We start from the raw sequence: 24,267 nt of genomic DNA on the forward strand, positions 1-24,267 counted from the left end.
CACTCCTCACTTGCCGATGCAGAAACTGGAAAAGATCTCGTCAAGCAGGTTCTCGACATCGACCCGTCCCAGCAGAGATTCCAACGCCCGAACTCCGGTCCTGCAGTGCTCCGCCGCAAGATCCAGACGTTCAAGCCCGTGATCCAACTCTCTCAAGGCGGCCCCCAACGCGGCAGAGGCACGCCCCAGGCAGTCGCGATGACGTTCCCGCGTCATCACCCCTGCCCCGGCAGCCCGTTCGGACAGCCGCTGCGTGATCGCGCCAACCAGCGCATCTATCCCCTCGCCAGTCTTTCCCGAGACACGAAGATGCCCAGTTCCGCCAAGATCGGCCTTCCCCTGCACGATCAGGTCATCCGCGACGGGTTCCAAAAGCGGAATATCACCATCATCCAGCAGGAAAACGCGCAAATCTGCCCGATTTGCCCGCTCAACCGCCCGGGCAACGCCGATCGCTTCGACCTGGTCCTCGGTATCGCGCAAACCTGCCGTATCCAGCAAGGTCACCGCCAGACCAGAAAGATCCATCCGAACCTCGATCACATCGCGCGTGGTCCCCGCCACTTCCGAGGTGATCGCCGCTTCTCGCCCCGCAAGCGCGTTCAAAAGCGTCGATTTCCCGGCATTGGGCCGTCCGACGATCGCAACTTCAAAGCCTTCCCGCACCCGCTCGGTCACCGAAATCCGACCGATTTCCGCCGCCAATTGCGCCGAAACCTCCGAGAGCAGCGCGAAAGCCTCCGGCGTCACATCCACGGGCAGATCTTCATCCGAGAAATCGATGCAGGCTTCCATCAGCGCCGCGGCGCGGATCAGCTTGCTGCGCCAGGTCTCGACCATCCGCCCGACAGAACCCGAAAGCACCGCCAAGGCCTGTTTCCGCTGCGCCTCGGTCTCGGCCTCGATCAGATCTGCCAGACCCTCGACCTGCGACAGATCCAGCCGACCGCTTTCCATCGCCCGCCGGGTGAATTCCCCCGGCTCGGCCAGACGCAGAAACCCCAGCGACGCAAGCGCTTTCAGAACCGCCGCAACCGTGGCAATGGCGCCATGCAGATGCAATTCCGCCGATTCTTCGCCGGTAAAGCTGCGCCCTACCTCGAAACACAGCACCAAAGCTTCGTCGAGCGCGTCTTCGCCGATCCGCAACAGCCGAACCGCGGCCTGCCGCGGCGCGGGCAAACGGCCGCACAGGGCCGAAACCGCCTCCCAGGACCGCGGTCCGGACAGGCGAATGACAGCAACGCCGGCCTTGCCGCGGCCGGATGCCTGCGCATAGATCGTGTCCATCGAAATCCCTCTCGGGGCAACGATACCTCAGCCGTTCATCGAATCGAAGAACTCGCCGTTGGTTTTCGTCTGCTTCAGCTTCGAAATCAGGAATTCGATCGCATCCGTGGTTCCCATCGGGTTCAGGATGCGGCGCAGCAGATAAGTCTTCTGCAGGTCTTTCTGATCGACCAGCAGATCTTCCTTCCGCGTCCCCGATTTGAGAATGTCCATCGCCGGGAAGACGCGCTTGTCCGCGACCTTCCGATCCAGCACGATCTCGCTGTTGCCGGTGCCCTTGAATTCCTCGAAGATCACCTCGTCCATCCGCGAGCCGGTGTCGATCAGCGCCGTCGCAATGATCGTCAGCGAGCCGCCCTCTTCGATGTTCCGCGCCGCGCCAAAGAAGCGTTTCGGCCGCTGCAGCGCGTTCGCATCGACACCGCCGGTCAGCACCTTGCCCGAGCTGGGCACGACCGTGTTGAAAGCGCGCCCAAGTCTTGTGATCGAATCAAGCAAGATCACAACATCTCGCTTGTGTTCGACCAGACGCTTGGCCTTTTCGATCACCATCTCGGCCACGGCCACGTGCCGCGTCGCCGGTTCGTCGAAGGTCGAAGAGATCACCTCGCCCTTCACCGAGCGCTGCATGTCGGTGACTTCCTCGGGACGTTCGTCGATCAGCAGCACGATCAGATAGCATTCGGGGTGATTCACCTCGATCGAATGCGCGATGTTCTGCAGCAGCACCGTTTTGCCGGTCCGCGGCGGCGCCACGATCAGCGAGCGCTGCCCCTTCCCGATCGGCGCCACCAGATCGATGATCCGCGCCGAGCGATCCTTGATCGTCGGGTCCTCGATCTCCATCTTCAGCCGCTCGTCGGGGTAAAGCGGCGTCAGGTTGTCAAAGCTGACCTTGTGACGCGCCTTCTCGGGGTCTTCGAAGTTGATCTTCTCGACCGCGGTCAGGGCGAAATAGCGTTCATTCTCGCCGGGCGCGCGGATGATCCCCCAGACGGTATCGCCGGTGCGCAGGCTGTATTGCCGGATCATTTCGGGCGACACGTAGATGTCATCCGGGCCGGGCAGATAGTTTGCCTCGGGCGAGCGCAGGAAGCCGAACCCGTCCTGCAGCACTTCCAGCACGCCATCGCCGCCGATTTCGACCCCTTCCTCGGCATGCTCTTTCAGGATCGAGAACATCATCTCGCCCTTGCGCATCGTCGAGGCGTTTTCGATCTCCCAGTCCTCGGCCATCGCCAGAAGGTCCTTGGGGCTTTTCGCCTTGAGATCGGAAAGGTTCAAACGTTCGGTCATCTCGCATCCATCCGCGAAAGGCGCCAGACCCCTCGGGGGTGGCGCAGCATGGGTCAGGGTTCGGCAGAACCTGCGGCCGGACGGCCGGGGCTGTCGCGCTTCTACGCGCAAAGCCCGCGGCGAGTCAACGAAATCAGAACTTCACGATCACCGCGATCACGATGAGGAACATCAGCAGCGTCGGCACTTCGTTCATCATCCGCCATTGCCGGCCGGCCAGATCATTCGTGCCATCGACGAATTTGTGCCGTGCCCGCGCCAGGAACATGTGAAACACCGTCATCGCGATCACGCAGGCGCCCTTGATCCAGGGCCATTGCATGCTCCAGTCGATGATCCCCGGCGTGAAGACGAGGCAAAGCCCGAAAAACCAGGTCGAGATCGCCGCCGGATTCATGATCGCCTTGAGCAGCATCCGTTCCTGATGCTGGAACAGCTGATCCATCTCGCTGCCGCGCACAACGCCCCGCTTTTTCAGGCCTTCGACGTGGTAAACGTAAAGCCGCGGCAGATAGAACAGGCCCGCCATCCAGGCTAGGACGGACATCACATGCAGCGATTTCGTCCAGAAATACCAATCCGAAAGGAAATCCGTGACGAGTTCGAACATCTGTGCCTCCTGTGTCGGCTTCTTCTTAAGAATTATTCTTGAAAAGAAAAGATGTTGATTTTGTAGGGGCTGTGGACAGTGTGGATAGACCGGTTTTCCAGACCTTTTCCCAAGCCTTGAAAGCTCTGCAAGCGAGATTGCAAAACCCTGTTGATAAGCTTTCGATCTCTTTTTAGATCAATAGCTTGCGTGGTTGATACCGAAGGGGACGGTTTGGGGGCGTTCCGTTTTGTTCTTGTGGGTTGCGGCACTTCCTCACATCCGCCCTGTCGTCCTTCCCACATGCTGGAAGTCTCGTTTCGTTCCTTGACAAACTCGCCCCTTCCCGGGGAGGAAAAGATGCACCCCCTTTTGTCCCCAGGCGCGCCCCTCCGGTTTTCCCAACGGTTGTCCACATGCTTGCCCCCCTTGTTCTGGCCTCTTCCTCCGAAATCCGCGCGCAGCTCCTGCGCTCTGCCGGACTTTCGGTGACGATCTCCCCCGCCCGCATCGATGAGGATGCGATCCGTCAGGCGCTGGAACGTGAGGGGGCGACGCCGCGCGATGTCGCCGATCAGCTGGCCGAGGCGAAGGCGATGAAGCAATCCGCCCGTCATCCGGGCGCTTTGGTGCTGGGCGCCGATCAGGTGCTTGAATTGCAAGGCGAGATCTTCGCGAAACCCGAAACCCCGGCGCAGGCGATGGCGCATCTGCGCGCGCTCTCGGGGCGGACGCATCGGCTGCTCTCGGCGCTGGTGGTGGTGCAGGACGGCCGCCCGCTCTGGCGTCATCTGGCCGAGGTGCGACTGACCATGCATCCGCTCTCCGACGCCTTCATCGCCGATTACACCGCCCGGAACTGGGACTCGATCCGCCACGCCGTCGGCTGCTACAAGCTCGAAGAGGAAGGCGTGCGGTTGTTTTCCGCCGTCGAGGGCGATTACTTTGCCGTTCTGGGCCTGCCCCTGATCGAAGTGCTGAACTGGCTGCGCGTGCGAGGAGATCTGACGACATGACCCGTATTCCTCTGGCTGGCGTGATCGGGCATCCGATCCATCATTCCCGCTCGCCCGCGCTGCATGGGCATTGGCTGAAAACCTATGGCCTGCGCGGCCATTACATCCCGATGGATGTGGCCGAGGGCGATCTGGAAACCGTGTTGCGGACGCTTCCCAAAGCCGGGTTCGTCGGGTGCAACATCACGATTCCGCACAAGGAAACCGCGCTGGCCCTGGCCGATGTGGTTTCTGACCGCGCGCTTCGGATCGGCGCGGCGAACACGCTGGTGTTCGATGAAACCGGTCGGATTCACGCCGACAACACCGACGGCATCGGCTTTCTGGCCAATCTGGTCGAGGGCGCCCCGGGCTGGCAGGCCACGGCGGGCCCCGCGGCGGTGATTGGCGCAGGCGGCGCCGCCCGCGCCATCGTGGTTGCGCTGCTCGAGGCCGGTTGCCCGGAAATCCGCATCGCCAACCGCACCCGCGCCCGGGCCGAGGCGCTTTGCACCGCATTCGGCCCCCGCATCGTGGTCGAAGACTGGGACAAGGTCGGATCGATCTTCGACGGCGCCGCGACAGTGGTGAACACGTCCTCGCTTGGCATGGCCGGAAAAGCGGCGTTCGACCTGCCGCTGGACGCACTGTCCGCCGCGGCAGTCGTCACCGACTGCGTCTACACCCCCCTGCGCACCGATTTCCTGACCGCCGCCGCCGCCCGCGGCTGTGTCACCGTCGATGGCCTCGGCATGCTCTTGCACCAGGCCGTTCCCGGCTTTGAGCGCTGGTTCGGCCACCGCCCCGAGGTCACCCCCGAACTCCGCGCCGTGGTGCTTGCGGCATGAGCCGGCCGTTCCGTCTCGGTCTCACCGGCTCGATCGGCATGGGGAAATCGACGACGGCCCGGCTTTTTGCCGAAGAGGACATCCCGGTCTGGGATGCCGACGCCACCGTACATGCGCTTTACGCCAAAGGCGGGGCCGCGGTGGCGCCCCTGTCCGCGATTTTCCCCGCTGCGATCCGCGATGGCGCGGTGGATCGCGACCTTCTGAAGACCCTGCTGCAAGCCGACAAACAGGCTCTATCCCGGCTGGAATTCGTGGTTCACCCGCTGGTTCAGGCCGCCCGTCAGGCCTTTCTGCTATCCCATGCAACGGAAGATCTGATCCTTCTCGACATTCCCCTGCTTTATGAAACCGGCGCGGACAAGGACTGCGATGCCGTTCTGGTCGTCACCGCCGCGCCCGATGTGCAACGCGCCCGGGTTCTGGCGCGCGGCCAGATGACCGAGGCGCAACTTGACATGATCCTGGCCCGCCAACTGCCCGACGCCGAAAAACGCCGCCGCGCGGATCATGTGATCGAGACCTTCACCCTTGAACAGACCCGGTCCGAGGTGCGAAAGCTGATCGCAACCCTGCGGAGCCGCCATGCGTGAGATCGTCCTTGATACCGAAACCACCGGATTTGAACCCTCCGAAGGGCATCGCATCGTCGAAATCGGCGCCGTCGAGCTGATGAACCACGTCCCCACCGGGCGGACCTATCATCAATACATCAACCCGGACCGCGCGATGCCGCAGGAAGCCTTTGCCGTGCACGGGCTGGGCGATGATTTCCTGCGCGACAAGCCGAAGTTCGGTGCCATCGCCCAGGATTTCCTCGATTTCATCGGCAATGACTCGAAGCTGGTGATCCACAACGCCGCCTTTGACATGAAGTTCCTGAATGCCGAACTGGGCTGGGTGCAAAAGCCGTTGATCCCGGCGGATCGGGCGCTCGACACTTTGGCAATGGCGCGGCGAAAATTTCCCGGCTCGCCCGCGACGCTCGATGCGCTGTGCCGCCGCTTCAGCATCGACAATTCGGCGCGGACGCTGCACGGGGCATTGCTCGACTCGGAGATTCTGGCCGAGGTTTATCTGGAACTGATCGGCGGTCGCCAGCCCGGTTTCGGTCTGAATATCGACCCTGTTCCAGCCAAAAATGCCACTTCCGGCACCGAATGGCGGCCCCGTCCCCGTCCGGTTCCCCTGCCCCCGCGCCTCACCGAGGCCGAGGCCGAAGCCCATGCCGCCTTTGTCGGAAAACTGGGCGACGGCGCGATCTGGAAGCGGCGCGGCTGACACATAAATTTCACAAAACGCAGCCTTGCGGCAATTTTCCCATTCCATCCCCGCCTTGCAGCCATTAGATGCATCGCGTTCGCAGTTTAGGGCGTTCGCAGTTTTGGGGAGGGAGCCCATGCTGGACTTCGCTACGATGCGCGCTTCTCTGGCCGAGGCCTATGATCTGGCGCCCTCGCTGACGCTGGCGCAAGAGATGGCCGATATTCACGCCCGCATGGACCGCGTGATCCCGCTGCCTGATTTCGCCCGCCACGCGCCCTATATCCGCGCGATCAACCGGCTCAAGCGCGAAAAGAACGCGGTGATCCTGGCGCATAACTACATGACGCCCGAGATTTATCACGGCGTCGCCGATGTCGTGGGCGACAGCCTGCAGCTGGCGATCGAGGCGACAAAGGTCGAAGCCGACACCATCGTGCAATGCGGTGTGCATTTCATGGCCGAGACCTCGAAGATCCTGAACCCGGCCAAGCGCGTGCTGATCCCCGATGCCCAGGCGGGCTGTTCGCTGGCCGAAAGCATCACGCCCGAGGGCATCGCGCAGATGCGGGCGAAATATCCCGGCGCGCCGGTGGTCAGCTACGTCAACACCACGGCGGCGGTCAAAGCCGCGTCCGACATCTGCTGCACCTCGGCCAATGCGGCGCAGATCGTGGCGGCTCTGCCCGAACACACGATCATCATGACCCCGGATCAATATCTGGCGCAGAACGTTGCGAAAGCCGTGCCGCAGAAAAACGTCGTCTGGTGGGCCGGTTCCTGCATCGTGCATGAACAATACACGCCCGCCGATCTGCGCGACTTCCGCAGCTATCACCCCGGCACGAAGATCATCGCCCACCCCGAATGCCCGCCCGATGTGGTGGCCGAGGCGGATTTCTCGGGGTCCACCGCGGGGATGATCGACTTCGTGACCCGCGAAAAACCGGCGCAGGTGATGCTGGTCACCGAATGCTCGATGGCCTCGAACATTGCCGATGCCCTGCCCTCGGTCGAGTTTCTGGGGCCCTGCAACATGTGCCCCTACATGAAGATGATCACGCTGGAAAAGATCCTGTGGTCGCTGCACGCGGGCACGGAAGAAGTCACCGTCGATCCCGCCATCGCGGGCAAGGCCCGGGCGGCGGTCGAGCGGATGATCGACCTGTCGCGGAAGCCGGGCCGGTGAGCGATCCGGTGATCGACACCCCGCGCGTCGTCATCGTCGGTGCGGGGCTGGGGGCGCTTTACGCGGCGCTGAAACTGGCGCCGCATCCGGTTCTGGTGATCTCGCCCGAAACCTTGGGCGAAGGTGCCTCCTCGGCCTGGGCGCAAGGCGGTGTGGCCGCCGCGATGGCCCCCCCCGACAGCGCCGAGGATCACGCGAAAGACACTGAAACCGCGGGGGCTGGCACCGTGGATGCCGCCATCGCCCGGCTGGTGACCCAGGAGGCCCGCGACCGCATTCTGGACCTGACCGCCTTGGGCGCCCCCTTCGACCGCGACGCGCAGGGCGATTACGTGATGTCGCGCGAGGCCGCCCATTCCCGCCCCCGTGTCGTGCGGGTCAAGGGCGATCAAGCCGGTTACGAGATCATGCAGACGCTGATTGCCGCCGTGCGGGCTTGCCCGTCGGTGCAGGTGATCGAAGGCGTGATCGCGACACGGCTTGAGGTCGAAAACGGTGCTGTCACCGGGCTTTGGGTCGAATCCGCGGCATCGTCCAGTGGCCGCGTGCTGATCCGCACCCCCGCGGTGCTTCTGGCCGGGGGCGGCTCGGGCGGGCTTTACGCCGTCACCACCAATCCGCCGCGCATCCGCGGTCAGGTCATCGGCATGGCGGCCCGGGCGGGCGCGCAGATTGCCGATGCGGAATTCGTGCAATTCCACCCGACGGCGATTGCGACGGGCGAAGACCCCGCCCCCTTGGCGACCGAGGCGCTTCGTGGCGAAGGCGCCGTTCTGCGCAATGACCGGGGCGAGCGGTTCATGCAGCCGATCCATCCCGATGCCGAACTGGCGCCACGCGATATCGTTGCCCGCGCCGTCTATCTGGAACGGCAGGCGGGGCGGAACCCGGTTCTGGATACGCGGCAAGTGCTGGGGGCCGAGCTGCCGAAGCGCTTTCCCGCCGTGGCCGAAGCCTGTCTTTCAGCCGGAATAGACCCTGTTTCGCAACCGATCCCGGTGGCCGCCGCCGCGCATTATCACATGGGCGGGATTGCGGTGGATGACCGCGGCTACTCCTCGCTGAACCGGCTTTGGGTTTGCGGCGAGGCCTCTTCGACCGGGTTGCATGGCGCCAATCGGCTGGCCTCGAACGGGCTTCTGGAAGCCCTTGTCTTCGCCCGCATCTGTGCCGAGGGCATTGCCGAAACCGTTCCCCTGTCAGGGGCCGACACCGTTGCCCTGTCCTTCCCGGCGGGCGGTTCCCCGGTGGACGAGGCCGCCGTGGCCCGGCTGCGGCAGGCGATGACCGATGGCGTCGGCGTCGTGCGCGACGCTGCGGGGCTGAAAGCCGCCCTGCGCACGCTTGCGGAAATCGAGGCAAAGGCCGACCGCGAGGCGCTGCGCAACATGACCGCCACCGCCACGCTGATTGCCGCCGCGGCGCTGATCCGCACCGAAAGCCGGGGCGGCCATTACCGGTCGGACTTCCCGAAAACAGACCCTGTTCAAGCCAAACGCAGCTTTCTGACCTTGACCGAAGCGCTCGCCATCCGTGCCCGCGCGCTGGAGGAAGAATGACCAACCTGCCCGATTTCCTGCTGGAACCCGTGATCCGCGCCGCTCTGATGGAAGATCTCTCGCCGATGGGCGATGTCACCACCCGCGCCGTCGTGCCCGCCACCACGCGCTATGAGGCGCGCGTCAACGCCCGCGAAGAGGGTGTGGTCTCGGGCATGCAGGTCGCCGCCCTCGCCTTCCGGCTGGTCGATCCGACGCTTGCGGTCACGACCCATGTCGCCGACGGCCATGCCTGCGGCAAGGGCCAATGCCTGATGACGATTTCCGGCGCGGCGGCCTCGATCCTGATGGGGGAACGGGTTGCGCTGAACTTTGCGGGCCGGATGACCGGCATCGCCAGCCTGACCGCCAGTTTCGTCGCCCAGACCCGCGGCACGAAGACCCGCATCACCTGCACCCGCAAGACCACCCCCGGCCTGCGCCTGATCGAGAAAACCGCCGTCGCGCATGGCGGCGGCTCGAACCACCGCTTCGGCCTCTCCGATGCGATCCTGATCAAGGACAATCACATCGCCGCCGCAGGGGGTATCCGCGCCGTGCTGGAGGCCGCCAAGACCGCCCGCAGCCACATGATGCGCGTTGAACTGGAGGTGGACAGCCTTGATCAGCTGGACCAGGCGCTGTCCATCGGCGGTGCCGACGTGATCTTGCTCGACAACATGGACACGCCGACCCTGCGCGCGGCGGTGGCGCTGACGAAATCCCGTGTGGTCCTCGAAGCCTCGGGCAACATGCGTCTTGACCGCATCGCCGAAGTGGCCGCGACCGGGGTCGATTACATTTCCTCGGGCGCGCTGACGCATTCGGCGCGCACCTTCGACCTTGGTCTCGATTTCTGACGGAACAGAGCCTATTTCTTCAGGTGTTCGGCGAAAGTGTCGAACACCTGCTCATAGACCGCGCGCTTGAATGGCACGATCTTTTCCACCAGCTCCGCCGGTTCCATCCAGCGCCAGACGGAAAACTCCGGGTGCTCGGTCGCGATGTTCACATCGCTGTCCTGGCCCAGAAAGCGGAACAGGAACCATTTCTGCTTCTGGCCGCGATATTTCCCGCCCCAGATATTGCCGATCAGCTCTTCGGGCAGGTCATAGACCAGCCAATCCTCGGTTTTCGCGATCTTTTCCACCAGGTCCGGCCGGACCCCGGTTTCTTCTTCCAACTCCCGCAGCGCGGCTTCCTTCGGCCGCTCGCCCGCGTCGATGCCCCCTTGCGGCATCTGCCAGGCATCGCCCGGATTGTCGAGGCGCTGACCGGCAAAGATCAGCCCCTTTGCGTTGATCAGCACAAGGCCGACATTCTTGCGATAGGGCAGCGCGGCAAGCTCTTCGGGGGTCATCTTGTCCTCATGTGGCAAGGGGGCCTTTCGGCCCCCAGTCCAGGATTACGGTTTTGCGGCGGCCTTCGGTTCATCGACCGGCACCAGCGTCTGACCGGCGACCGCCAGCCCCTTGATGATGTCGATCCCGTAAGCCAGCTGGAAATCCTCCAGCCGCAGCTTGGCGGCATCTTCGGCCTTGGCGCGTTCGTCCTCGGCCTGTTTCTTCTCGTCCTCGGTCATCGAGTCGTTCGACAGCACGCCGCGCAGATCGGCTTCGGACCGGGTTTCCGCGGTGTCCTCGGCCTTGTCGGTTTCGGGCGTGGCGGGCGGTTGCGGCACGACGATGTCGGGCGCAATCCCCAAGGCCTGGATCGACCGCCCCGAGGGCGTATAATAGCGCGAGGTGGTCAGCCGCATCGCCCCGTCGCTCTGCACCGGAATGACCGTCTGCACCGAGCCCTTGCCGAAGCTTTTCGTTCCCACCACGATGGCGCGGTGATGATCCTGCAGCGCCCCGGTGACGATCTCCGAGGCCGAGGCCGAGCCGCCGTTGATCAGAACGACGATCGGCTTGCCCGCGGCCAGATCGCCCGGCGTGGCGTTGAAGCGTTCGCTTTCCTCGGGCTTGCGGCCGCGGGTCGAGACGATCTCGCCCTTGTCGAGGAAGGCATCCGAGACCGCGATCGCCTGCGTCAGCAGCCCGCCCGGGTTGTTGCGCAGATCCAGGATCACCCCGTTCAGCTTGTCGATGCCGCCCGCTTCCTCGGCGACCTTCTTCAGGCTTTCCTGCAGGTTCGGGAAGGTCTGATCGTTGAAGGTGGTGATGCGCAGGACCGCCGTATTCGCCTCCAGCCGCCCCTTGACCGCGGTCAGCTTGATCGTATCGCGGGTCAGCGTCACGTCAAAGGGTTCGGTCTTGCCTTCGCGCACGATCTTCAGCGTCACTTCGCTGCCGACCGGGCCGCGCATCTTGTCCACCGCATCATCCAGCGCCAGCCCCATCAGGCTTTCGCCATTCACATGGGTGATGAAATCGCCCGACTGGATCCCCGCCGCCGAGGCCGGGGTGCCATCCATCGGCGAAACCACCTTGACCGCGCCATTTTCCATCGTCACTTCGATGCCGAGACCGCCGAAAGAGCCGCGCGTCTGCACTTTCATGTCGTCATATTCTTCGGCCGGCATGTAGCTCGAATGCGGATCGAGCGAGGACAGCATGCCGTTGATCGCCGCTTCGATCAGCTTCTTGTCGTCGACCTGTTCGACGTAATCGGCGCGGATGCGGCGGAACACGTCGCCAAACAGATCCAGCTCCTGATAGACCGAGGCCGGTTTCGACGCCTCCTCCGCCAGAAGCGGCGCCACCTGCACCGAGAGCAGCGTCCCGGCGATCGTTCCGCCCAGTGCGGCAATGACGAATTTCTTCATTTTCAGCCCTTGTTCTGGTCTTTCGTCGGGGTGAACCATGGCGCGGGGTCCACGGGCTTCTTGCCCTTCCTCAACTCGATATAAAGCGTCTCCGAGCGCGTGGCGCCACTCCCCATCTGCGCGTTCTTCAGGAAATCCTCGCCGAATTCCTGTGCCCCGGGTTCGCGCCCGCCCATCAGCCCGACCGGAGCCCCCGCGGCCAGCACGTCGCCGGTCTCACCATAGACACTGCCAAGCCCCGCCAGAACAAGAAGATAGCCTTCCGCCGGTTCGAGGATCATCACATTTCCGTAGTCCAGAAGCGGGCCGCGATAGCGGATCGTCGCGGGCCAGGGCGTCGTCACCAGCGCTGCGGGCGCCGTCGCCACAACCAGCCCCGGACGGCGGATGCCCGCCGCATCGGCCTCGTCATATTTGCGCAGCACCGTGCCCAGAACCGGCATCGGCAGGCTGCCCTTGGCGCCGGCGAAATCCTCCATCGGCGCGCCGATATCGCCTTCAAGATCGGCCAGACCCGAGGCGAAGCCCTCCAGCGTATCGACGCTTTCGATCAGCTCGCGCAGCTCTTCGGGTTCTTCCAGATAGCGCCGCGGCAGTTTCGACCGATCCGCCACCGCCTTCGACAGCGCCGTCCGCGCCGCCTGCACCGAGCCGAGCCCGGTTTCCAGCACCTTCTGCGCATTGCCCTGCACCGCGCGCAGGTCCTCGATCTCGATCAGATCGGCGCGCATCTTTTCCGCCTCGGCCTGCAGCGCGGGCGTCACCGCGCCCAGCATCATCCCCGACCGCGCCGTGCCCAGCGGCCCCGAGGGATGCAGCAACAAAAGCGGCCCCTCGGTGCCGCTCATCGTGCTCATCACGCCCAGCAACCGGCCGATATCTTCGCGCTTCGCCTCGAATTTCGCGCGGATCTCGGCCTCGCGCACGGCGGCGCGGCGCAGCCCGTCGCGCAACGCGCCAAGGCCCTTTTCGTAAGCCGAGATCGTCCGCGTCAGCGCCGCCACCCGGTCGGCCCTGGACTGTGCCGCATCCAAAGCCTCGATCGCGGTGCGCAGATCCTCGGCGGCCTTTTGCGCCACGTCACCGGCGGGGCTGGCCAAGGCCGCCCCCGCCGAAAACAGGAAGGCAACGACCGCCTGACGGATCATGTCTCGATCAGCGTCTTGCCGGTCATTTCCGGCGGCACGGGCAGCTGCATCAGATCGAGCAGCGTCGGCGCAAGGTCGGAAAGCCGCCCCGGATGCAGGCGGACGCCGGCAGGGCCGCCCACCAGCGCCACCGGCACCAGGTTCGTCGTATGCGCCGTATGCGGCCCGCCCGTCACCGGGTCGATCATGGTTTCGCAGTTGCCGTGATCGGCGGTGATGATCATCGCGCCCCCGGCCTTTTCCAGCGCCGCCAGCACCCGGCCCAGATCGCGGTCGATCTCCTCGCAAGCCTTGATCGCGGCGGGCAGGCTGCCGGTATGGCCGACCATGTCCGGGTTGGCATAGTTGACGATGATCAGATCGTAGCCCTTCTCGATCGCGGCGACGAAATGGTCGGTGACCTCGGGGGCCGACATCTCGGGCTGCAGGTCATAGGTCGCCACTTTCGGCGATTTCGGCATGAAGCGATCCTCGCCCGCCCAGGGCGCTTCCTTGCCGCCGTTCAGGAAGAAGGTCACATGCGGATATTTCTCGGTCTCGGCCAGGTGAAACTGCGTAAGCCCCTGTTTCGAAACCCATTCGCCCAAGGTGTTGACGATATCGCGCTTGGGGTAGGCCGCCGTCATGTAGGCGTTGTGACCGACCGAATATTCGACCATGCCGAGCATCGCCGACCACTGCGGCCGGGCCGAGACGTCGAATTCCGCAAAGCCCGGCTCGCCCAGCGTGCGCAGGATTTCCCGCGCCCGGTCGGCCCGGAAGTTGAGGCAGAAGAAGCCATCGTTGTCCGCGGTGCCGGTGTAACCGGCAATCACCGTCGGCTTGATGAACTCGTCCATCTCGCCGCGGCCATAGCTCTGCGCGACGGCCTCGGCCGGGGTGGCGGCGCTGAACCCCTGCCCTTTCACCATCGCGTCAAAGGCGGTGCCGACACGTTCCCAGCGGTTGTCGCGGTCCATCGCCCAGTAGCGGCCGATGACGGTGGCGACAGAGCAGCCCGCGGGCAGACGCGCGCACAGGTCATCGACAAAACGCGCCGCGGAATCCGGGGCGACGTCGCGGCCATCGGTGATCGCATGCAGCACGACCGGAACCCCTGCCCCGGCAATCATCTTGCAGGCGGCCAGAACGTGTTCGATATGCCCGTGCACGCCACCGTCAGACACCACGCCCATCAGATGCGCGCGGCCCCCGGCGGCTTTCACTTTCTCAATGAATTCAAGGATCGGCGCATTCGTGAAGAAACTGCCATCCTCGATCGCAAGATCGATCTGGCCCAGATCCATCGCCACGACGCGCCCGGCGCCAATGTTGGTGTGCCCGACCTCGGAATTGCCCATCTGCCCGCTGGGCAGGCCGACATCATTTCCATGGGTGATCAGCGTCGCTTTCGGGCAGGTGGCGAAAACCCGGTCCAGGTTCGGCGTGTGGGCCAGTTTCGGCGCGTTGCCCTCGGTCTCGGCGCGCTCGCCCCAGCCATCGAGAATGCACAGAACAACGGGTTTCGGACGGGTCATCGGCGCCTCCTGACGAATTTGCCCCTTCCTACGCTGCCCCGGCCGAAACGGCAAGTTCGGCGGGCTCAGACGCGATGATAGGGCGTGCCCGCCAGAATCTGCCCGGCGCGGTAGAGCTGCTCGGCCAGCATCACCCGCACCAGCATATGCGGCCAGACCATCTTGCCGAAGGACAGCGACCAGTCGGCCTTCGCCCGCAGCGCAGGGGCAATCCCGTCGGCGCCGCCGATGACAAAACTCACATCCCGCGCCGCATCGCGCCAGCCGCCCAGCCGCGCCGCAAATTCGGGCGAGGAGACCAGATCCCCCCGCTCGTCCAGCGTCACCAGCACCGATCCGGCGGGAATCGCGCGGTCCAGCAGCGCCGCCTCGGCCTCCATGCCCAGATTGCGCTTGTCCTCGACCTCAAGGATCGTGGCCGGCCCAAGACCAAAGGACCGCCCGGCCTTGCCGAAGCGGTCCAGATATTCATGGATCAGATCAAGCTCGGGGCCCTTGCGCAGCTTGCCCACCGCGCAGATGGTCACCTTCATCGCCTGCCCCCAAGGCTGCGCTCAGACGCGGCCGCCGGTCGGCATCCACATCTTTTCAAGCTGATAGAATTCGCGCACTTCCGGGCGGAAGACATGCACGATCACATCGGTGGCGTCGATCAGAACCCAGTCGCCCTGATCCTTGCCCTCGATCTTGCAGCTGCGGCCGAAGGCTTCCTTCAGCCGTTCGGTCAGCTTTTCGGCGATGGCGCCGACCTGACGCGACGACCGGCCCGAACAGATCACCATGTGATCGGCGATCGAGGACCGACCGCGCAGGTCGATCGAAACGATGTCTTCCGCCTTGTCGTCATCAAGGGAAGACAGCACGAGCGCCAGCACCTGATCGCTCGTTTCGGCATCCGTGACATTCATGGTCATGGCTGCCACCGGTGCACCCGAAGCGACGGGCGCGGCATTGAGATGAGACAGGACATTGTCCTCCGAAACTCCACACGCCACTAACCCCGGGCGCCAGGTCGAAGCCCAAACTAACATCGCGGGGGCGAAATCTCAACCGATGGGCGACAGAATTGCTGAAGCCGTGGCAAAGGGTGGCAAGAGATGGCCAATTTCCTTGCGTCAAGACCCGCCTTGGCCTATATCGCGGCCATGATCCGCATCTTCGACATGGACGATCGCGCCCGGCTTCGGGAACGCTTTTACGGCGAAAGCCGTTCCATCCTCGCCCGACTTTGATGTCGGCGCGGGGCCCTCGCCCCTGTCTGTCCGGCCGTTTCGGCCACTGATCTTCCTCAGCTATCCAAAGAGAGAGCCATGTCCGCTCCGAAGACCCTTTATGACAAGATCTGGGATGCCCATGTCGTCAGTGAAGACGCCGATGGCACCTGCCTGCTCTATATCGACCGCCATCTGGTCCATGAAGTGACCTCGCCCCAGGCCTTCGAGGGCCTGCGCATGACCGGTCGCAAGGTCCGCTGCCCGGAAAAGACCATCGCGGTGCCGGATCACAACGTCCCCACCACCGAGGGCCGCGAGAAACACATCGAAAACGAGGAAAGCCGGATCCAGGTCGAGGCGCTTGACCGGAACGCCCGCGACTTCGGCATCCATTACTATCCGGTGACCGACATCCGTCAGGGCATCGTGCATATCGTCGGCCCGGAACAGGGCTGGACGCTGCCCGGCATGACCGTCGTCTGCGGCGACAGCCACACTGCGACGCATGGTGCCTTTGGCGCGCTGGCGCATGGCATCGGCACCTCGGAGGTCGAGCACGTTCTGGCGACGCAGACGCTGATCCAGAAGAAATCGAAGAACATGAAGGTGGAAATCACTGGCCAGCTGAAGCCGGGTGTGACCGCCAAGGATATCACGCTGGCGGTGATCGGCCTGACCGGCACCGCGGGCGGCACCGGCCATGTGATCGAATATTGCGGCGAGGCGATCCGGTCGCTCTCGATGGAAGGCCGGATGACGGTCTGCAACATGGCGATCGAGGGCGGGGCGCGGGCCGGTCTGATCGCGCCGGATGAAACCACCTTCGACTACGTCCGCGGTCGCGCCCATGCGCCGAAAGGCGCGCAGTTCGAAGCCGCGCTGAGCTGGTGGAAGACGCTTTTCACCGACGAAGGCGCGCATTTCGACAAGGTCGTGACGATCCGCGGCGAGGATATCGAGCCCGTCGTCACCTGGGGCACCAGCCCCGAAGACGTGCTGCCGATCTCGGCCGTGGTCCCCGCGCCCGAGGATTTCACCGGCGGCAAGGTCGAGGCCGTGCGCCGCTCGCTTGACTACATGGGCCTGACCCCGGGTCAGAAGCTGACCGACATCGCCATCGACACCGTCTTCATCGGGTCCTGCACCAACGGCCGCATCGAAGACCTGCGCGCCGCGGCGAAGATCGTCGAAGGCAAGAAGATCAAGCCGGGCATGCGGGCGATGGTCGTTCCGGGCTCGGGTCTGGTCCGCCATCAGGCCGAGGAAGAGGGCATCGCCCAGATCTTCATCGACGCGGGCTTTGAATGGCGTCTGGCCGGCTGTTCCATGTGCCTTGCGATGAACCCCGACCAGCTGGGCGAATATGAACGCTGCGCCTCGACCTCGAACCGCAATTTCGAGGGCCGTCAGGGCTATAAGGGCCGCACCCATCTGGTCAGCCCGGAAATGGCCGCCGCCGCGGCGCTGACCGGCCACCTGACCGATGTGCGCGACTTGATCTGAAAGGGCAAAGCCATGAAAAAGTTCGAAAAGTTCACCGGCATCGCCGCCCCCATGCCGCTTGTCAACATCGACACCGACATGATCATCCCGAAAGGGTTCCTGAAAACGATCAAGCGCACCGGCCTTGGCGTGCATGCTTTCGACGAGATGCGCTATGACCGCCAAGGCAACGAGATCGCCGATTTCGTGCTGAACAAGCCGCAATACCGCAAGACGGAAATCCTGATCGCGGGCGACAATTTCGGCTGCGGCTCCTCGCGCGAACATGCGCCCTGGGCGCTGGCCGATTTCGGCATCAAGGTGATCGTCTCGACCTCGTTTGCGGATATCTTCTTCAACAACTCGTTCAAGAACGGGATGCTGCCGATCGTGCTGCCCGCCGAACAGGTGGAGCTGCTGATGAAGGATGCCGACCGCGGCGAAAACGCCCGGATGACGGTGGATCTTGAGGCGCAGGAAATCACCACCTCGGACGGTCAGGTGATCTCGTTCGACGTCGATGCCTTCAAGAAGCACTGTCTGCTGAACGGGCTCGATGACATCGGGCTGACGCTGGAAAAGGCCGCGGCGATCGACAGCTTCGAGTCGCAATCGGCGCAAAGCCGCCCCTGGGTCTGAGCCCGTTAGTGGCGCCAACCTGTTGAAACACAAGATGAAGGGCCGCCCACTGGGCGGCCTTATTTTTGCACCAAAATTGATGCATTCGCGCACTAGTTCTTCCCAGAAAACGTCCGATTATGGGCCGAGACGTTAAGCATCCGTTGCCACCCCCGACAAAACAGGGCAATTTCATGGCAAGAATGAGGCAGTTCGCCACAATCGGCGGTAACGACTGGCACGGTTCCGGCAAAGCATCGGAACTGGCAAGGGCAAAGGGCAGGATCGTGGTGGCACGTTATCTGGGCGCATTGGTGCGGGCAATTCTGGTCCTTGCGGCCATTGCCCTGCCGTCGCTGCTGCTTCCGTCGATCAGCGACGATACCGGCCAGATCGTGGCGCTCGTCGGCCTCTTTGCCGCCGCGCTGACTTTTTTCGAATATGCCTCGGTCTATCCCGGTCTGATCGAATTCCGCGACGCGCCGCCCTTCAACCGCATCCGCTATGCCTCGCTGGTGGCGACGGTGGGGATGCTGTCGATGGTGGTGCTGGCCCGGACCGACCCTTCGACGCTGACGCTCTTCGTCGATGTGCTGGGTTCGGCGATGGCGCGGTCGCTTGATCTGCCTTATTCCCCGGTGCGGCTTCTGGTGCTGATGCTGCCCGCCGACGCCTCGGCCGAGCAGATCGAGATCGTCCGCACCGCGGGCGGCATCGCCTACATGACCTCGCTGCTCACGCTGGGCTGTTTCGTCCTGGTGATCCGCGCGCTGGGCTGGCCGGCCTCGGGGCAGGGGTTCAACGTCTGGGTCAACCTGCCGACCTTCGACCCGACCGCAGGCGGTGACGTGGTCGAGCGTCTGCGCCGCGACGCCTGGTTCAACATTGCGCTGGGCTTCCTTTTGCCCTTCCTTATCCCGGCGGCGATCAAGGCGGTTTCGGCGGGTTTTTCGTCGGTATCGCTTGACGCGCCGCATACGATGATCTGGACGGTGACGGCATGGGCCTTTCTTCCCGCCAGCCTGTTCATGCGCGGCATCGCGATGGGCCGGGTGGCCAGCATGATCGAGGAAAAGCGCCGCGTCTCGGGCCTTGCGGAGTTGCATCCGGCCTGATCGCGGTTTGCCTCGGCCTTCCCGCCGCGGCCGAGACGCTGCGGCTGGCGACCTTTTCCCCGGGCCTGTCGCGCGCCGGTCCGGGGCTGGTGCTGGCGGCGCTGCAAAAGGGGAATGATCCGCAGATTGCCGCGGCCGTGGCGGTGATTGTCGCGGCGCAGGCCGATGTTCTGCTGCTCACCGATCTGGATTGGGACTATCGGTCCGAGGCGCTGGGCGCCTTGCAAACGCGGCTGGCGGGGCAGGGGGTCGATTACCCCTTTGCCCATGCGCCGCAGCCCAATACCGGCATCGACACCGGTTTCGACATCGACGGCAACGGCCATTTGTCAGAGCCCCGCGATGCGCAGGGCTACGGGCAATTCACCGGTCAGCATGGCCTGGCACTGCTCTCGAATCGGCCGATCCTGGTGGATCAGGCGCGGGATTTTTCCGCCTTCCCGTGGCGGGACCTGCCCGGATCGCAACTGCCGCAGGCGCAGCTGCCGCCCGGCGCCGAGGGGGGGCAGCGCCTTGCCACGACGGCGTTCTGGGATGTGCCGATCCGCAGCGGGGCAGGGGCGCTGCATCTGTGGGCCTATGCGGCGACGCCGCCGGTCTTTGACGGGCCCGAGGATCGCAACGGCCGCCGCAATGCCGATGAAACCTTGTTCTGGCGGCACTATCTGAACGGCGCGCTGCCGCAAAAGCCGACCGCGCCCTTCGTGATCCTCGGGCTTGCGAACCTTGACCCCGACCGCGGCGAGGGCCAGCGCGCGGTGATGCGCCAGCTGCTCGCCGATCCGCGGTTGCAGGATCCGCGCCCGAGCGCGCCCGATGCGCCGCCGACCCACCCGCTTGCCACCGCCGATTTCGGCGGCAGCGTCGGTCCGCTGCGGCTGGATTACATCCTGCCCGCCGCCGGGCTGAAGGTTCTGGCCGCGGGCACGATCGGCGATCCGAAAGCGGGCAGACACCGTCTTGTGTGGGTCGATCTGGCGGTGCCGTAAGACCCGCGCTTGACCCCGCCCCGGCCCTCGGCTAGGCCGCTTGCAACCCTTGTTCCGTTGGAGAAAATGATGGCCAACCCTTCCCTTCTCATCCTTGCCGGTGACGGCATCGGCCCCGAAGTCATGGCCGAAGTGAAGAAGATCATTTCGTGGTATGGCGACAAGCGCGGGCTGGCCTTCGACGTCAGCGAAGATCTGGTCGGCGGGGCCGCCTATGATGTCCACGGCGTGCCGCTGGCCGATGCGACGATGGCCAAGGCGCAAGAGGTCGATGCCGTGCTTCTGGGCGCCGTCGGCGGGCCGAAATATGACGTGCTCGATTTCTCGGTGAAGCCGGAACGCGGCCTTTTGCGTCTGCGCAAGGAAATGGACCTTTACGCCAACCTGCGCCCGGCGCAGTGCTTCGACGCGCTGGCCGATTTTTCCTCGCTGAAAAAGGATGTCGTCGCCGGTCTGGATATCATGATCGTGCGCGAACTGACCTCGGGCGTCTATTTCGGCACGCCGCGCGGCATCACCACCCAGCCCGACGGCTCGCGCGTCGGCATCAACACCCAAGTCTACACCACCGAAGAAATCCGCCGCGTCGCCCGTTCGGCCTTTGAGCTGGCCCGTCGTCGCGGCAACAAGGTCTGCTCGATGGAGAAGGCCAACGTCATGGAATCGGGCATTCTCTGGCGCGAGGAAGTGCAATGGGTGCATGACAACGAATACCCGGATGTCGAGCTGAGCCACATGTATGCCGACAACGGTGCGATGCAGCTGGTGCGGCGGCCGAAGCAGTTCGACGTGATCGTCACCGACAACCTGTTTGGCGACGTGCTGTCCGATTGCGCCGCGATGCTGACCGGCTCGCTGGGCATGCTGCCCTCGGCCAGCCTGGGCGCGCCGATGGCGAATGGCCGTCCGAAAGCGATGTATGAGCCCGTGCACGGCTCGGCGCCCGATATCGCGGGGCAGGGCAAGGCGAACCCGATCGCCTGCATCCTCTCCTTCGCGATGGCGCTGCGCTACAGCTTCGATCAGGGCGAGGAGGCTACGCGCCTTGAGCGCGCGATCGAGAAAGTGCTGGCCGATGGCGTCCGCACCGCCGATCTGATGGGCCCCGAGGGCGGCAAGCCGGTTTCGACCAGCGAAATGGGCGACAAGATCCTCGAGGCGCTGAACGCCAGCCTCTGATCCCTTCGTCAGCAATGAAACGGCGCGTGGGTCATCCCCCCGCGCCGTTTTCATTGGCGCCGCTTGCATCCGGGCCGCTTCGGCGCGATTGTCAGCGGTAACGGAGGATATCCATGCATTCGGGCAAGCAAAACGCGAAAGGGGCCGGTCTGGGGCTTCTGTCGATGGCGATCTATGCGACGCATGACGCGGTGGTGAAGCAGCTGGGCTACAGCTATTCCGCGGTGCAGATCATCTTCTTCGCCGCGCTGCTGTCCTTTCCGCTTCTCACCGTCATCCTGCTGCGCGATCCGCGCGCGGGCAGCCTGCGCCCGGTGCGGCCGTTCTGGGTGATCCTGCGCGCTGTCGCCACCGTCGCCACCTCGGTCAGCGCCTTTTACGCCTTTGCGCATCTGCCCCTGGCACAGGTCTATCCGCTGCTCTTCGCCATGCCGCTTTTGCTGACGATCATGGCGATTCCGATCCTCGGCGAACGCGTCGGCTGGCATCGCTGGGCCGCGGTCATCGTCGGGCTGATCGGGGTGATCATCGTTGTCCGCCCCGGTCAGGCCGAACTGGGCCTCGGGCATTTGGCCGCAGTCTTCGCCGCCTTCTGCGGCGCGCTCGCCTCGGTGATCGTGCGCAAGATCGGCCACGAGGAACGCTCGGTCGTGCTGCTGCTGTCACCGCTTCTGGGCAACTTTCTGGCGATGGGGGTGGCGCTGCCCTTCGTCTGGGTGCCCCTGCAACTGCAGGACCTTGGGCTGATGGCGATTGTCGCGCTCTTCGGCCTTGTCGCGGCCTTTCTCTCCATCCTGGCCTATCGGCTGGGCGAGGCGGTGATCGTTGCCCCCATGCAATATTCGCAGATCCTTTGGGCGGTCTTCTTCGGCTGGGTGCTGTTTCACGAGCCGGTCGATACCCGGACGCTGGTCGGCGCGGGGGTGGTGATTCTGTCCGGGCTCTACATCGTCTGGCGCGAAAGCACCGCCGACGTGTCGCAAAACACCCCGGTGCTGCGGACCCGCGGCCGCACCGAAACCGTCACCACGCCGCGGCCCTCGATCCTGCAACGGGCGCTGAATGCGGGAACGCGCAGATAGCCGCACGAATACCCCTTGCAAATACCTTCGGGGTTCGGTAACTCCCGCCCCACACGGTCGGAGCGTAGCGCAGCCTGGTAGCGCACCTGCTTCGGGAGCAGGGGGTCGGAGGTTCGAATCCTCTCGCTCCGACCATGTAAATCCCCCTGAAATCGCTTTCGAAGTGTCGTCCTCTGGGGCGATCACGGCCGTGCCGCGGCCTCGCTTGGCAGCACCAGCGCCAGACGCGTCCCCGCCTGCACAAGGCCGTTGACGTCATTCGCCTCGCACAGCAGGAAGGCCGCGCGTTCCGCCTTCTCGACCTGACCCTGCCAGATCAAGGTAACGATCTGAAGGAAAAGCGATTCATGCGCGGTCATCATGGCTGCACAGCCGCTGCAATCCGGGTTCGAGAACCGGAACATCGAGCGCCGCGACCGCCCCATCTGCTCCAGCATTTCGGCCAGCGCGGCAAAGACCTGCGGCCCCTCGATCCTTCCCCAGACCGACGCGGCCAGCGCCAGACCGCGCTGCCAGCTGTGCCGCTCGGGGGCGATCTGGCTTTGAATCTGCAACCGCAGGATCTGCAGCAGCGCCCAGGGGTGTGATCCCGGCGCGGGCGCGGGGCCAAAGGCGGTGCGGGACGAACAACCGGGATGCGACATCGGCAGACCTTTCGAGAGAGGAGGGGGGCTGCCGTGCGCGAGGCTGGGTAAGGAATAGTTGACTGTTTTACTTGGTCACGTCAAGTCTGCGCCTTGCCGCAAGGCCCGGGATATGATACCCATACCCCTATAGCTATACCGAAAGCCAGCATGTCCCACCTGACCCATCCCGAAGACAAGACCGCCCTTCTGTCGCGCATCCGTCGGCTCAAGGGTCAGATCGAGGCGATCGAACGCGCCGTCGAGGCCGATCGCGACTGCGGCGGCATCCTGCATCTGGTCGCCTCGGTGCGCGGCGCGGTCAGCGGCCTGACCGCAGAGCTGATCGAATCGCATCTGACGCATCACATCCGCGAGGTCGACGACCCCGAGGCCCGCAAGCGCGGCGCAGAGGAATTGTCCAAGGCGCTGCGGATCTATCTGAAATAGAGGCTCCCATGCACGATCACGCCGATCCTTCCGCCGCCAATCCCCGTCTTGCCGGGATGGCGGCGCCGCACGAGCATGTCTTTCTGGGCGCGGCGCATGACCGCAATGCCCGCCGCACGCAGCTGGTGATCGGCATCACCGCGGCGATGATGCTCGCCGAGATCGTCGCGGGCACCGTCTTCGGCTCGATGGCGCTGCTGGCGGATGGCTGGCACATGGCGACCCATGCGGCGGCGCTGACGATCACCGCGGCCGCCTATGCCTATGCGCGCAGTCAGGCCCGCAACCCGGCCTTCAGCTTCGGCACCGGCAAGATCGGCGATCTGGCGGGCTTTGCCAGCGCGGTGGTGCTGGCCGTGGTGGCAGTGCTGATTGCCGCGGAAAGCCTGTGGCGGATGGTGACCCCGGTCGGCATCGACTTTACCCAGGCGATTGCCGTCGCGGTGATCGGGCTTGTCGTGAACCTCGGCTCGGCGGCGCTGCTGCACGGGGAGCATCATTCCCATCATGATCACCATCACGGCCACGATCATCATCCCCCCCATCCCCATCACGGCCATGACAGCAACCTGCGCGCCGCCTATCTGCATGTGCTGGCCGATGCGCTGACTTCGGTTCTGGCGATCGTGGCGCTGATCGGCGGGCGGATCTGGGGCTGGGTCTGGCTGGACCCGGCCATCGGTCTGCTGGGGGCGCTGGTGATCGGGCGCTGGGCCTTCGGGCTGATGAAACAGACGGGCGGTGTGCTGGTCGATCACATCCCGCAAGACGAGACCCTGCCCGCCGAGATCCGAGAGGCCCTTGCGCCCGTGGCCCGGATCACCGACCTGCATCTGTGGCAGCTTGGGCCGGGGCAGCACGGCGCCATCGTCGCGCTGAATGCCGATCCGCCGCAGCCCCCCGCCGCCTATCGCGCAAGGCTGGCGCATCTGCACGAACTTGCCCATGTCACCATCGAGGTGAACCCGGCCCGCTGATCTGCCACCTGCCACTTGGCACGCTTCTCGCACCCCGTCGGCAGCCGGGCTTTGACGGCTGCGCGCATTTGACCCATACTATTTCAGTCAGGAAT

26 protein-coding genes and 1 tRNA gene are annotated in these 24,267 nt (G+C 64.5%); 17 read left to right on the forward strand and 10 right to left on the reverse strand.

Annotated features, from left to right (window positions below; all coding sequences use genetic code 11):
- Positions 1-6: 6 nt before the first annotated feature.
- The 3 genes from mnmE to FBT96_RS02325 all read right to left on the reverse strand — a co-directional run bounded on the left by mnmE (position 7) and on the right by FBT96_RS02325 (position 3,196).
- The gene (gene mnmE, locus FBT96_RS02315) at positions 7-1,290 is read right to left on the reverse strand and encodes a tRNA uridine-5-carboxymethylaminomethyl(34) synthesis GTPase MnmE (RefSeq protein ID WP_136904776.1); all 1,284 of its coding nucleotides are present in this window, start codon (positions 1,288-1,290) and stop codon (positions 7-9) included.
- 27 nt (positions 1,291-1,317) lie between these two features.
- The gene (rho, locus tag FBT96_RS02320) at positions 1,318-2,586 is read right to left on the reverse strand and encodes a transcription termination factor Rho (RefSeq protein WP_013065812.1); all 1,269 of its coding nucleotides are present in this window, start codon (positions 2,584-2,586) and stop codon (positions 1,318-1,320) included.
- A gap of 133 nt (positions 2,587-2,719) precedes the next feature.
- The gene (locus tag FBT96_RS02325; protein WP_136904777.1) at positions 2,720-3,196 is read right to left on the reverse strand and encodes a CopD family protein; all 477 of its coding nucleotides are present in this window, start codon (positions 3,194-3,196) and stop codon (positions 2,720-2,722) included.
- A 395-nt stretch (positions 3,197-3,591) separates the two neighbouring features.
- Between FBT96_RS02325 and FBT96_RS02330 the strand changes: the two genes are divergently transcribed.
- The 7 genes from FBT96_RS02330 (at position 3,592) to nadC (ending at position 9,868) form a co-directional block, all read left to right on the forward strand.
- Entirely contained in the window at positions 3,592-4,191 is a 600-nt protein-coding gene (locus tag FBT96_RS02330; protein WP_136904778.1) for a Maf family protein, read from the forward strand.
- Positions 4,188-5,018 carry a shikimate dehydrogenase gene (locus FBT96_RS02335; protein ID WP_136904779.1) on the forward strand — a complete coding sequence of 277 codons (831 nt, stop codon included), beginning with the start codon at positions 4,188-4,190 and terminating at the stop codon, positions 5,016-5,018. The genes FBT96_RS02330 and FBT96_RS02335 overlap by 4 nt, the downstream gene beginning before the upstream one ends.
- Positions 5,015-5,611: a dephospho-CoA kinase gene (gene coaE, locus FBT96_RS02340; RefSeq protein ID WP_136904780.1), complete on the forward strand. Its 597-nt coding sequence runs from the start codon at positions 5,015-5,017 to the stop codon at positions 5,609-5,611. Before FBT96_RS02335 ends, coaE begins: the two co-directional genes overlap by 4 nt.
- Positions 5,604-6,299, forward strand: coding sequence for a DNA polymerase III subunit epsilon (dnaQ, locus tag FBT96_RS02345; protein WP_136904781.1), 696 nt, complete (start codon positions 5,604-5,606; stop codon positions 6,297-6,299). The genes coaE and dnaQ overlap by 8 nt, the downstream gene beginning before the upstream one ends.
- Before the next feature lie 118 nt (positions 6,300-6,417).
- Positions 6,418-7,470 (forward strand): quinolinate synthase NadA, encoded by a 1,053-nt coding sequence (gene nadA, locus FBT96_RS02350; RefSeq protein ID WP_136904782.1) that lies wholly within the window; start codon positions 6,418-6,420, stop codon positions 7,468-7,470.
- Entirely contained in the window at positions 7,467-9,029 is a 1,563-nt protein-coding gene (locus FBT96_RS02355) for an L-aspartate oxidase (protein ID WP_249306202.1), read from the forward strand. The genes nadA and FBT96_RS02355 overlap by 4 nt, the downstream gene beginning before the upstream one ends.
- Positions 9,026-9,868: a carboxylating nicotinate-nucleotide diphosphorylase gene (gene nadC, locus FBT96_RS02360; RefSeq protein ID WP_136904783.1), complete on the forward strand. Its 843-nt coding sequence runs from the start codon at positions 9,026-9,028 to the stop codon at positions 9,866-9,868. The genes FBT96_RS02355 and nadC overlap by 4 nt, the downstream gene beginning before the upstream one ends.
- 11 nt (positions 9,869-9,879) lie before the next feature.
- Here nadC and FBT96_RS02365 read toward each other — a convergent pair whose 3' ends face one another.
- The 6 genes from FBT96_RS02365 to rsfS form a co-directional block, all read right to left on the reverse strand.
- Positions 9,880-10,368 carry an RNA pyrophosphohydrolase gene (locus FBT96_RS02365; protein ID WP_136904784.1) on the reverse strand — a complete coding sequence of 163 codons (489 nt, stop codon included), beginning with the start codon at positions 10,366-10,368 and terminating at the stop codon, positions 9,880-9,882.
- Between the two features lie 45 nt (positions 10,369-10,413).
- On the reverse strand, positions 10,414-11,778 hold the full coding sequence (locus tag FBT96_RS02370) for a S41 family peptidase (protein WP_136904785.1): 1,365 nt from the start codon (positions 11,776-11,778) through the stop codon (positions 10,414-10,416).
- A 2-nt stretch (positions 11,779-11,780) separates the two neighbouring features.
- Positions 11,781-12,926: a murein hydrolase activator EnvC family protein gene (locus tag FBT96_RS02375; RefSeq protein ID WP_136904786.1), complete on the reverse strand. Its 1,146-nt coding sequence runs from the start codon at positions 12,924-12,926 to the stop codon at positions 11,781-11,783.
- Entirely contained in the window at positions 12,923-14,443 is a 1,521-nt protein-coding gene (gene gpmI, locus FBT96_RS02380) for a 2,3-bisphosphoglycerate-independent phosphoglycerate mutase (RefSeq protein WP_136904787.1), read from the reverse strand. The genes FBT96_RS02375 and gpmI overlap by 4 nt, the downstream gene beginning before the upstream one ends.
- Before the next feature lie 65 nt (positions 14,444-14,508).
- Positions 14,509-14,976, reverse strand: coding sequence for a 23S rRNA (pseudouridine(1915)-N(3))-methyltransferase RlmH (gene rlmH / locus FBT96_RS02385; RefSeq protein WP_136904788.1), 468 nt, complete (start codon positions 14,974-14,976; stop codon positions 14,509-14,511).
- A gap of 21 nt (positions 14,977-14,997) precedes the next feature.
- Positions 14,998-15,474 (reverse strand): ribosome silencing factor, encoded by a 477-nt coding sequence (gene rsfS / locus FBT96_RS02390; protein ID WP_394347650.1) that lies wholly within the window; start codon positions 15,472-15,474, stop codon positions 14,998-15,000.
- Positions 15,475-15,540: 66 nt separating this feature from the next.
- Here rsfS and FBT96_RS20975 point away from each other — a divergent pair, with 66 nt between their 5' ends.
- From FBT96_RS20975 to FBT96_RS02430, 8 genes are all read left to right on the forward strand, one after another.
- Positions 15,541-15,675, forward strand: coding sequence for an isopropylmalate isomerase (locus tag FBT96_RS20975; RefSeq protein ID WP_212635351.1), 135 nt, complete (start codon positions 15,541-15,543; stop codon positions 15,673-15,675).
- Between the two features lie 78 nt (positions 15,676-15,753).
- Positions 15,754-17,160: a 3-isopropylmalate dehydratase large subunit gene (leuC, locus tag FBT96_RS02400; RefSeq protein WP_136904789.1), complete on the forward strand. Its 1,407-nt coding sequence runs from the start codon at positions 15,754-15,756 to the stop codon at positions 17,158-17,160.
- A 12-nt stretch (positions 17,161-17,172) separates the two neighbouring features.
- Entirely contained in the window at positions 17,173-17,778 is a 606-nt protein-coding gene (leuD, locus tag FBT96_RS02405) for a 3-isopropylmalate dehydratase small subunit (RefSeq protein WP_136904790.1), read from the forward strand.
- Positions 17,779-18,044: 266 nt separating this feature from the next.
- Positions 18,045-18,872, forward strand: coding sequence for a hypothetical protein (locus FBT96_RS02410; protein ID WP_136904791.1), 828 nt, complete (start codon positions 18,045-18,047; stop codon positions 18,870-18,872).
- The gene (locus FBT96_RS02415; RefSeq protein ID WP_169583130.1) at positions 18,758-19,861 is read left to right on the forward strand and encodes an endonuclease/exonuclease/phosphatase family protein; all 1,104 of its coding nucleotides are present in this window, start codon (positions 18,758-18,760) and stop codon (positions 19,859-19,861) included. Before FBT96_RS02410 ends, FBT96_RS02415 begins: the two co-directional genes overlap by 115 nt.
- Before the next feature lie 69 nt (positions 19,862-19,930).
- The gene (gene leuB / locus FBT96_RS02420) at positions 19,931-21,040 is read left to right on the forward strand and encodes a 3-isopropylmalate dehydrogenase (RefSeq protein WP_136904792.1); all 1,110 of its coding nucleotides are present in this window, start codon (positions 19,931-19,933) and stop codon (positions 21,038-21,040) included.
- A 113-nt stretch (positions 21,041-21,153) separates the two neighbouring features.
- Positions 21,154-22,122 carry a DMT family transporter gene (locus FBT96_RS02425; RefSeq protein WP_136904793.1) on the forward strand — a complete coding sequence of 323 codons (969 nt, stop codon included), beginning with the start codon at positions 21,154-21,156 and terminating at the stop codon, positions 22,120-22,122.
- 58 nt (positions 22,123-22,180) lie between these two features.
- A tRNA-Pro gene (locus FBT96_RS02430) sits at positions 22,181-22,257 on the forward strand.
- A gap of 47 nt (positions 22,258-22,304) precedes the next feature.
- On the opposite strand, the gene FBT96_RS02435 is transcribed toward FBT96_RS02430, so the two are convergent.
- A complete protein-coding gene (locus FBT96_RS02435) occupies positions 22,305-22,766 on the reverse strand; it encodes a hypothetical protein (protein WP_136904794.1) in 462 nt (153 codons plus the stop codon).
- A gap of 150 nt (positions 22,767-22,916) precedes the next feature.
- On the opposite strand from FBT96_RS02435, the gene FBT96_RS02440 reads away from it, so the two are divergent.
- Positions 22,917-23,195, forward strand: a complete 279-nt coding sequence (locus FBT96_RS02440) for a metal/formaldehyde-sensitive transcriptional repressor (protein WP_136904795.1) — start codon at positions 22,917-22,919, stop codon at positions 23,193-23,195.
- Between the two features lie 8 nt (positions 23,196-23,203).
- On the forward strand, positions 23,204-24,172 hold the full coding sequence (dmeF, locus tag FBT96_RS02445; protein ID WP_136904796.1) for a CDF family Co(II)/Ni(II) efflux transporter DmeF: 969 nt from the start codon (positions 23,204-23,206) through the stop codon (positions 24,170-24,172).
- Positions 24,173-24,267: the final 95 nt, after the last annotated feature.

Origin of the sequence: Rhodobacter capsulatus, from assembly GCF_005144475.1 — a bacterium.
Lineage (GTDB): Bacteria > Pseudomonadota > Alphaproteobacteria > Rhodobacterales > Rhodobacteraceae > Rhodobacter > Rhodobacter capsulatus_C.

Excerpts from the sequence above, each read along its gene's own strand:
- coaE (WP_136904780.1), top strand. The coding sequence starts at position 5,015 with ATGAGCCGGCCGTTCCGTCTCGGTCTCACCGGCTCGATCGGCATGGGG.
- FBT96_RS02415 (WP_169583130.1), top strand. The coding sequence starts at position 18,758 with ATGGGCCTTTCTTCCCGCCAGCCTGTTCATGCGCGGCATCGCGATGGG.
- rsfS (WP_394347650.1), bottom strand. The coding sequence starts at position 15,474 with ATGTTAGTTTGGGCTTCGACCTGGCGCCCGGGGTTAGTGGCGTGTGGA.
- leuB (WP_136904792.1), top strand. The coding sequence starts at position 19,931 with ATGGCCAACCCTTCCCTTCTCATCCTTGCCGGTGACGGCATCGGCCCC.
- rho (WP_013065812.1), bottom strand. The coding sequence starts at position 2,586 with ATGACCGAACGTTTGAACCTTTCCGATCTCAAGGCGAAAAGCCCCAAG.
- leuD (WP_136904790.1), top strand. The coding sequence starts at position 17,173 with ATGAAAAAGTTCGAAAAGTTCACCGGCATCGCCGCCCCCATGCCGCTT.
- FBT96_RS02440 (WP_136904795.1), top strand. The coding sequence starts at position 22,917 with ATGTCCCACCTGACCCATCCCGAAGACAAGACCGCCCTTCTGTCGCGC.
- mnmE (WP_136904776.1), bottom strand. The coding sequence starts at position 1,290 with ATGGACACGATCTATGCGCAGGCATCCGGCCGCGGCAAGGCCGGCGTT.
- dnaQ (WP_136904781.1), top strand. The coding sequence starts at position 5,604 with ATGCGTGAGATCGTCCTTGATACCGAAACCACCGGATTTGAACCCTCC.
- gpmI (WP_136904787.1), bottom strand. The coding sequence starts at position 14,443 with ATGACCCGTCCGAAACCCGTTGTTCTGTGCATTCTCGATGGCTGGGGC.
- rlmH (WP_136904788.1), bottom strand. The coding sequence starts at position 14,976 with ATGAAGGTGACCATCTGCGCGGTGGGCAAGCTGCGCAAGGGCCCCGAG.
- FBT96_RS02375 (WP_136904786.1), bottom strand. The coding sequence starts at position 12,926 with ATGATCCGTCAGGCGGTCGTTGCCTTCCTGTTTTCGGCGGGGGCGGCC.
- FBT96_RS20975 (WP_212635351.1), top strand. The coding sequence starts at position 15,541 with ATGGCCAATTTCCTTGCGTCAAGACCCGCCTTGGCCTATATCGCGGCC.
- FBT96_RS02435 (WP_136904794.1), bottom strand. The coding sequence starts at position 22,766 with ATGTCGCATCCCGGTTGTTCGTCCCGCACCGCCTTTGGCCCCGCGCCC.
- FBT96_RS02425 (WP_136904793.1), top strand. The coding sequence starts at position 21,154 with ATGCATTCGGGCAAGCAAAACGCGAAAGGGGCCGGTCTGGGGCTTCTG.
- leuC (WP_136904789.1), top strand. The coding sequence starts at position 15,754 with ATGTCCGCTCCGAAGACCCTTTATGACAAGATCTGGGATGCCCATGTC.
- FBT96_RS02325 (WP_136904777.1), bottom strand. The coding sequence starts at position 3,196 with ATGTTCGAACTCGTCACGGATTTCCTTTCGGATTGGTATTTCTGGACG.
- FBT96_RS02335 (WP_136904779.1), top strand. The coding sequence starts at position 4,188 with ATGACCCGTATTCCTCTGGCTGGCGTGATCGGGCATCCGATCCATCAT.
- FBT96_RS02330 (WP_136904778.1), top strand. The coding sequence starts at position 3,592 with ATGCTTGCCCCCCTTGTTCTGGCCTCTTCCTCCGAAATCCGCGCGCAG.
- nadA (WP_136904782.1), top strand. The coding sequence starts at position 6,418 with ATGCTGGACTTCGCTACGATGCGCGCTTCTCTGGCCGAGGCCTATGAT.
- FBT96_RS02370 (WP_136904785.1), bottom strand. The coding sequence starts at position 11,778 with ATGAAGAAATTCGTCATTGCCGCACTGGGCGGAACGATCGCCGGGACG.
- FBT96_RS02365 (WP_136904784.1), bottom strand. The coding sequence starts at position 10,368 with ATGACCCCCGAAGAGCTTGCCGCGCTGCCCTATCGCAAGAATGTCGGC.
- nadC (WP_136904783.1), top strand. The coding sequence starts at position 9,026 with ATGACCAACCTGCCCGATTTCCTGCTGGAACCCGTGATCCGCGCCGCT.
- dmeF (WP_136904796.1), top strand. The coding sequence starts at position 23,204 with ATGCACGATCACGCCGATCCTTCCGCCGCCAATCCCCGTCTTGCCGGG.